This window comes from Actinomadura geliboluensis (assembly GCF_005889745.1).
Lineage (GTDB): Bacteria > Actinomycetota > Actinomycetes > Streptosporangiales > Streptosporangiaceae > Spirillospora > Spirillospora geliboluensis.
Genome location: NZ_VCKZ01000440.1, coordinates 1 through 7,244 on the forward strand (window position 1 = coordinate 1; position 7,244 = coordinate 7,244).

7 protein-coding genes are annotated in these 7,244 nt (G+C 72.7%); 4 read left to right on the top strand and 3 right to left on the bottom strand.

The genetic code is table 11. The features are described 5' to 3' along the window. Positions 1 to 186, bottom strand: a 186-nt coding sequence (locus ETD96_RS37760) for a hypothetical protein (RefSeq protein WP_205719657.1), incomplete at its 3' end; no start/stop codon positions are given. A gap of 33 nt (positions 187 to 219) precedes the next feature. Here ETD96_RS37760 and ETD96_RS37765 point away from each other — a divergent pair. Next, positions 220 to 1,173 (top strand): hypothetical protein, encoded by a 954-nt coding sequence (locus ETD96_RS37765; RefSeq protein WP_138641294.1) that lies wholly within the window; start codon positions 220 to 222, stop codon positions 1,171 to 1,173. Here ETD96_RS37765 and ETD96_RS37770 read toward each other — a convergent pair. Further along, the gene (locus ETD96_RS37770; protein ID WP_240808513.1) at positions 1,170 to 1,949 is read right to left on the bottom strand and encodes a TetR/AcrR family transcriptional regulator; all 780 of its coding nucleotides are present in this window, start codon (positions 1,947 to 1,949) and stop codon (positions 1,170 to 1,172) included. The genes ETD96_RS37765 and ETD96_RS37770 overlap by 4 nt on opposite strands. A 151-nt stretch (positions 1,950 to 2,100) precedes the next feature. On the opposite strand from ETD96_RS37770, the gene ETD96_RS37775 reads away from it, so the two are divergent. Together ETD96_RS37775 and ETD96_RS37780 are read left to right on the top strand one after the other, a co-directional pair. Next, positions 2,101 to 3,714 (top strand): MDR family MFS transporter, encoded by a 1,614-nt coding sequence (locus ETD96_RS37775; RefSeq protein WP_138641295.1) that lies wholly within the window; start codon positions 2,101 to 2,103, stop codon positions 3,712 to 3,714. Positions 3,715 to 3,812: 98 nt separating this feature from the next. Further along, complete coding sequence (locus tag ETD96_RS37780) at positions 3,813 to 5,411, top strand: AMP-binding protein (RefSeq protein ID WP_138641296.1); 1,599 nt, start codon at positions 3,813 to 3,815, stop codon at positions 5,409 to 5,411. A gap of 180 nt (positions 5,412 to 5,591) precedes the next feature. On the opposite strand, the gene ETD96_RS37785 is transcribed toward ETD96_RS37780, so the two are convergent. Further along, positions 5,592 to 5,990 (bottom strand): ATP-binding protein, encoded by a 399-nt coding sequence (locus ETD96_RS37785; protein ID WP_240808514.1) that lies wholly within the window; start codon positions 5,988 to 5,990, stop codon positions 5,592 to 5,594. A 254-nt stretch (positions 5,991 to 6,244) separates the two neighbouring features. On the opposite strand from ETD96_RS37785, the gene ETD96_RS37790 reads away from it, so the two are divergent. After that, the coding region (locus ETD96_RS37790) for a hypothetical protein (protein ID WP_138641297.1) at positions 6,245 to 7,244 on the top strand (1,000 nt) is incomplete at its 3' end.

The following is a 7,244-nucleotide window of genomic DNA, read 5'->3' on the forward strand; positions in this document are numbered from 1 at the left end:
GACCACCGGACTGACCGCCATGCCGAGCGCGATGCCGATCACCGTGCCGACCACCGAGCCGACCGCCGCGCCGGCCGTGATGACGGCCGTGATGCCGGCCGTGATGACGGCCGTGATGCCGACCACCGCGCCGACCACCGCGCCGACCACCGCGCCGGCCGCGATGCCGACCACCGCGCTGACCATCGTGCAGCCCATCTCGCCGGGCAGGTGCGGGCGTTGCGGGCGGTGGCGCGGCGGCTCGCGGGCGCGCCGGCCGCGCTGCCGGAGTACGTCCGCGAATGCCTGGGCATCGAGGCGGAGCGGGTGCCGGAGGCGGTGTTCGCCGAGGCGCACGAGATGCTCGAAGCGGCGCTCCCGCCGGGCACTCCCGGCGGGTCGCTCGCCGAGCGCCGGGCGGGCTGGCGCGGCGCCCACCGGCTCGACGACGTCAACCGGCTGCCCGCGCTCGTGGACCGCGCGGTCACCGAGACCCGGGCCCGCACCTCCCGGATCGTCCCGCTGCCCGAGGACGAGACCGTCACGTGCCGGCTCGTGTCCGATGTGCCGTTCCACGCGGCGGGCGAGTACGCGGGCGGGACGTCCTCCACCATCCACATCAACCGCGATGTCCCGTTCAACTTGGCCGACCTGCTGTACGTCGTGGCCCACGAGGGGCATCCGGGGCATATCGCCGAAGCGGTGCTCAAGGAGATCCACCTGCCCGGACGGCTCGAACGGCGGGTCTGGTTCCTGCTCTCACCGCAGGGCGTCCTCAGCGAGGGGCTGGGGCTGGCGGCGGAGGAACTGGTCTTCCCCGGGGACGAGGCCCGGGAATGGCTCTCCCGGAACGTCCTCGGCCGGGACCCCGGCGAGGTCGCCGCCCTGCACCGCGCGGCGAACCTGCTGTGGGGCGTCTGGCCCAACGCCACGCTGATGGCCGCCGAGGGGCGGCCGGAACGCGAGGTCCGCGAGTATCTGGTGCGCTGGGCGCTGCTCGGGGAGGACGAGGCGGCCGCCGCGATGCCGCTCGTCATGGTGCCGGGAGGCAACCCCTACCTCTACGCCTATTACCACGGATGGCGGCTCGTCCGGGCCTGGTTGGACGGCCCCGACCGGTGGGCGCGGGCGCGGCGGCTGCTCACCGGGGACCTGCACCCCGCCGAGCTCGCGGAGAGCGCCGGCGCCGGTTAGCGGTACTCGCGGGCGATCTCGGCCAGGGACTCCTCGACCACCTCGGCGAGGGAGCGGGTGGAGCGCTCCTCGGTCCAGGTCACGGACGCGACGCGGAGCGCGGTCATGAACGCCCCGGCCATGACGCGGTGGCGCAGGCCGGCGGACGGGACGCCGTCGCGGGCGGCGATCAGCTCGGTGAGGGCCCGCTCGAACTCGGCGTAGTGGGCGAGCTGCCGGGCCAGCACGGACGGGTGGTTGCGGGCGAGCCGGACCTGCGCCGCCCACTGCGGGTCGAGGTCGCCGAACCGCTCGTGGACGAGCCGCCACGTGGCCTGCAGCGCCGTCCAGGACGACTCGTCCTCCGGGCGTGTCGCGAAGGTCTCCAGGAGGGCGCGCATCCGCTGCTCGCCGCCGTAGAGGAGGGCCTCCTCCTTGCCGCCGAAGTAGTTGGAGAAGGTGCGGCGGGACACGCCGGCGGCGTCGGCGATGGCCTCGACGGTGACCTCGTCAAGGCCGTGCTCGACGGAGAGGCGCATCGCGGCCTCGTGAAGGGCGCGGCGCGTCGCCTCCTTCTTGCGCTCGCGGAGCCCGCCGCGCGGCTCAGGCCGCGCTCCCTGGGGCTCGGGGCGCCCGCCCTGCTGCCCGGACGATCCGCCCTGCTGCCCGGACGATCCGCCCTGCTGCCCGGACGGTCCGCCCTGGGGCTCGGGGCGCCCGCTCTGCCGCTCGGGCGACCCGCCCTCGCGCTCGCGCAGTCCGCCCTTGTGTTCGCGCAGCCCACCGGTGCTCTCCATGGTGCGTCCAGCCTACCCATCTTCAAATGCTGCTCTGTGAGAAAATTTGCCCACTGGGAATAAGAGTCCGGGGCGGCGGGGTTGAAGCCTCGTTCCCAACTTCTCGCGGAGGCGTCTCTTGACCGTTCCTGCCCCGACCAGACCTGCGCAGATGACGCACCGGCAGGTCCTAGAAGCACTCAGCGGCCTGCTGCTGGTGCTGTTCGTGGCGATGCTCAGCGGCACCGTCGTGTCCACCGCGCTGCCGCAGATCATCGGTGCGCTCAAGGGCAGCCAGTCGCAGTACACGTGGGTCGTCACCGCGACCCTGCTGGTGTCCACCGCCAGCACCCCCATCTGGGGCAAGCTGGCCGACCTCTACAACAAGAAGACGCTGCTCCAGGCGGGCGTCGTCATCTTCATCGTGGCGTCGGCCGCGTCCGGGTTCGCGCAGAACACCGCGCAGCTCATCTTCTTCCGGGCCGTGCAGGGGCTCGGCGTCGGCGCGCTGCAGATCCTCGTCCAGATCATCATGGCCGCGATGATCAGCCCGCGCGACCGGGGCCGCTACTACGGCTACCTCGGCGGCGTGATGGCGGTCGCCACCGTCGGCGGGCCGCTGCTCGGCGGGCTGATCGTCGACTCGGCGCTCGGCTGGCGCTGGTGCTTCTTCATCGGCGTCCCGTTCGCCGTCGTCGCGTTCGTGCTGCTGCAGAAGACCCTCAAGCTGCCGGTCATGCGGCGTCCCGACGTGAAGATCGACTACGCGGGGGCGACGCTGATCGCCGCCGGTGTCAGCGTCCTGCTCATCTGGGTCACCTTCGTCGGCGAGAACTTCGCCTGGCTGTCCTGGCAGACGGCCGCGATGGCGGGCGGCGGCGTCGTGCTGCTGGCGATCGCCATGTGGGTCGAGAGGCGGGCGGCCGAGCCGATCGTCCCGCTGGACATCGTCGCGCGCCGCAACACCGCCCTCGCGATCATCGCGAGCCTCGCGGTCGGCATGGCCATGTTCGGCGGCGCCGTCTTCCTCGGCCAGTACTTCCAGATCGGACGCGGCTACAGCCCGACCAAGGCGGGCCTGCTGACCTTCCCGATGATGCTCGGCGTGTTCGGCGCGTCAACCATCGCCGGACGCCTCGCCACCAAGACCGGCAAGGTGAAGCCGTACATCGTGTTCGGGACGCTCGTCCTGACCGCCGGGTTCGGGATGCTGGCGACCATCGACCACGAGACCTCGCTGGTCTACCTCGGCGTCGGGATGTTCCTGATCGGCGCCGGAGTCGGCATGACGATGCAGAACCTCGTGCTCGTCGTGCAGAACTCCGTCCACCTGAACGAGATCGGCGCCGCCAGCGGGACCGTCACCTTCTTCCGCTCCCTCGGCGGGACGGTCGGCGTGTCGGTGCTCGGCGCGGTGCTCGCCAACCAGGTCGCCGACAAGATCGCCGGCGGGCTGCGGCAGCTCGGCGTCGACCCGACCGCGGGCGGCGGCGACGCCGGCAACCTCGACATCGCGGCGCTGCCGGGACCGGTCAAGGAGATCGTCCGGGCCGCCTACGGCGACGCCACCGGGCACATCTTCCTGGTATCCACCGCCATCGCGGTCGTCGGGATCATCGCGGCGGCGCTGCTGAAGCCGGTCACGCTGCGCGACAGCCTCGACCTGGCCGAGCCCGCGGCGCCCGCCGAGGCGAACGCGGCGGACGCGGCGGAGAAGGCGGGCAGGACACACAAGGCGGACGCCCCGATGACCGCCGCCGCGGACGGTTCGTTGTCAGGCACCTGACAATCGCCGCCGCGAAGAGCTGACTTCAGTCAGAAGTACACGAAAGCCGCCAACCGTACGGTCGGTAATCCGGAACCCCGTACCGGAGGCGGTGGGAGATGAGCGGACGATCGGAGTTCGGGCACCGTGCGGCGTCGGTCGCGCGCGCGGGCGGCATGTTCGCCCGGAGCGGGCTGTGGCGCCCCGGGCCGCCGCTGAAGGTCGTCCGCCAGCTCGACGCCCTGCGCCGCTGGGGCACCCTGCTCGGCGGGACGGTCGCCTCCGCGGCCGCCCGCGACCCCGGCGTCGTCGCGATCGCCGACGACGCCGGGGAGCTGACCTACGGCGAGCTGGACGCCCGCACCGACCGGCTCGCCGCCGCGCTCGGCCGGTTCAACGACTCGCCCCGCGTGGCGGTGCTGTGCCGCAACCACCGCGGCATGGTCGAGGCGCTCACCGCGTGCAGCAAGCGCGGCTCCGACCTCGTGCTGCTCAACACGGGGATGAGCACCGAGCAGCTCGTCACCGTCCTGCGGCAGCAGCGGGTCGAGGTCGTCATCGCCGACGCCGAGTTCGCCGGGTTCGTCGCGGCCGTGCCGAAGACCGTGCACGTCATCACGGCCGGCGGGCCCGGGTCGGAGCTGGAGAACGCCATCGCCACGGCGCCCGCGGCGCCGGTCGACCCGCCGGCGAAGCCCGGCCGGACGATCGTGCTCAGCTCCGGCACCACCGGCCATCCCAAGGGCGCCGACCGGCACTCCCGCCCCGGGCTGTCGCCGCTCACCTCGATCCTGTCCCGCATCCCGTACCGGGTGCACGAGCGGATGTTCATCGAGGCGCCGCTGTTCCACACCTGGGGCTACGCGATGCTCCAGACCGCGATCTCGCTGCGCGCCACGATCGTCCTGCGGAGCCGGTTCGACCCCGAGCAGACCCTCCGCACGATCGACCTCACGGGTGCGACCGCGCTCGTCGCCGTGCCGGTCATGCTCCAGCGCGTCCTGGACGTCCCGGAGCCGGCGCGGCGCAAGCACGACACGTCCTCGCTGCGGATCGCCGCCGTCAGCGGCTCGGCCCTGCCCGCGACGCTCGCCACCGCGTTCATGGACGCGTTCGGCGACGTCCTCTACAACCTGTACGGGTCGACTGAGGCGTCCTGGGTCACCATCGCCACACCCGCCGACCTGCGCGCCGACCCCGACACGGCCGGCACGCCGCCGCCGGGGACGAGGGTCGCGATCCTGGACGACGAGGGACGCCCCGTCCCGCCCGGCACCACCGGCCGCATCTTCGCCGCCAACGAGCTGCTGTTCGCCGGCTACACCGGCGGCGGCACCAAGGAGATGCGGGACGGCCTGATGAGCCTCGGCGACGTCGGGCACCTCGACGACCAGGGCCGGCTGTTCGTGCACGGCCGCGACGACGACATGATCGTCTCCGGCGGCGAGAACGTCTTCCCGGGCGCGATCGAAGAGGTGCTGGAGAAGCTGCCGCAGGTCAGGGAGGTGGCCGTCGTCGGCGTCCCGGACGAGGAGTTCGGGCAGCGCGCCGCCGCCTTCCTCGTCCTGCGCGAGGGCGCGGAACTGGACGCCGAAGCCGTTCGCGCGCACGTCCGGGAGCATCTGGCCCGCTTCGCCGTGCCCCGCGACGTCCACTTCCTGGACACGCTTCCCCGCAACGCCACAGGCAAGGTCGTCCGCCGCGCCCTGCTCTCCTAGCGCCCTGCTCTCCTACCGCCCGGCCGTCCTACCGCCCGGCCCGCCTACCGTCCGGCCCTCCTAGAGCCCAGCCCGCCTAACGCCCTGCCTCTTAACGCCCTGCCTCTTAACGCCCTGCCACCTAACGCCGCGCCCCTAGCGCCCTGTCCTCCTAGCCGTGCCCCTAGCGCTCGGCGGGGTTCAGGGGCTGAGGGTGAACCAGAGGCGGGTGCGGTCGGGGGTCTGCTCCAGCCCCCATTCGTCGGCGAGGGCGTCAATGACGGTCAGGCCGCGGCCGTGGTCGAGGCGGCGGCGGACGTGCGGGTCGGCCGCCGCCGGACCGGGGCGGGCGGGGCCGTCGTCGGCGACCTCCACGAGCAGCGCGCGGCCGTCGGTGGCGACGGTCACCGTGACGAGCCCGGAACCGTGCAGGACGGCGTTGGCGACGGCCTCGGCCGTCATCAGCTCGACGTCGTCGAGAAGCCCCTCGTCCGCGATGAGCTTGGCGGCGCGCTCGCGCACCGCCCGGCGGGCCCGGCGGCCGCCCTCGCCGTCGCTGAAGCCGAACGGTTCGCCCAGCCTCTCCAACCTGACCGACACTGCATCACCACACCTGACTCGGAAGCGCACCGCAATCATTCCCCTGCGGTGAGTGATCGGCAATGCGCCCGATGCATTGATCTTGGCCTTTCCGGGACAGCCGGGCCCCGCGATACTCACCGAGGCGCACAAATCGGGTGTTTTCTCCGTCTCGCGGCGAGAATCGGCGGACGCCCTCCTCATGTCACCATCCGTTTCGACAGCGTTTTTCGCCGGGTGGGGTGAAGGACGCGAGTCCGTCCCGGAGGTGCGCCATGCACGCGGTCGTCCTCGCCTGCGCCGCGCAGGCCGTCTATATCGCCGCCTACGTCCTGTTCAAGACGGCCGCTGGGCGGATGAGCCCGATCGGGGGTCGGCACCCGCTGCACGCAGCCGGACGGCTCGCGCGCAGCCCGCGCTGGCTCGCCGGGGTCGCGGTGCTGCTGGCGGGGTTCGCCTTGTCGGCCTTCGCGCTCGTCACGCTGCCCGTGGTCGCGACTCTGCCCGCCTACGGGCTCGGCCTCGTCACGCTCCTCGCGGTGGGGATGAGCGGGTTCGGTGAACGGCCGACGTCGCGGGAGTGGCTCGCGGTCCTCATCACCGTGGCCGCGATGATCACCGCGGCGCTGTCGGTGCTGCCCGGCGCCGGCGAGTCGCTGCCGGACGCCTTGCACCGTCCGGGCGGCGCCGGTGCCGCCGATACCCTCCCGCTGTGGAAGGCGGGCCTGGTGTTCGTGCCGTCGCTGGTCCTGCCGCTGTGGATGTTCTGCGTGCGCGACCGCCCCGTCAGTGGACGGCACGCGCGCCCGCTGACCGGAATCGCCCACGGGCTCGGCGCGGGCGTCCTGCTCGGCGCCACCGAGGTGTTCGGCCAGGGCATGGCGATGATGCTCGCCGACGGCCGGGGCCCAGGAGTGCTGGCCTCGCCGCACCCGTACCTGTTCCTGCTGGCGGGCGGCCTCGGCCTCGGGCTGCTCTCGATCGGCCTGCAGCGCTGCCGCCTCATGATTATCGTCACGGTCGTCACGGTCACCGCCAAGACGCACCTGCTGCTGTCGGCCACGCTGCTGTACGGCGAGCCGTGGCCGCACGAGTCGGGACCGTTCCTGTTGCGCGTCGCGGGCGTCGGCCTGGCCGTCCTGGCGCTCCTGGCCTTCCCTCGCCACGAACGCCGCACCCGCCGCACCGTGCCGCCGCCGGCGCCGTCCACGACCGGACGCCCATCGTCCCGCACCGGCGCCCACCCCCGCACCTGTCTCTTATATACAATTTACG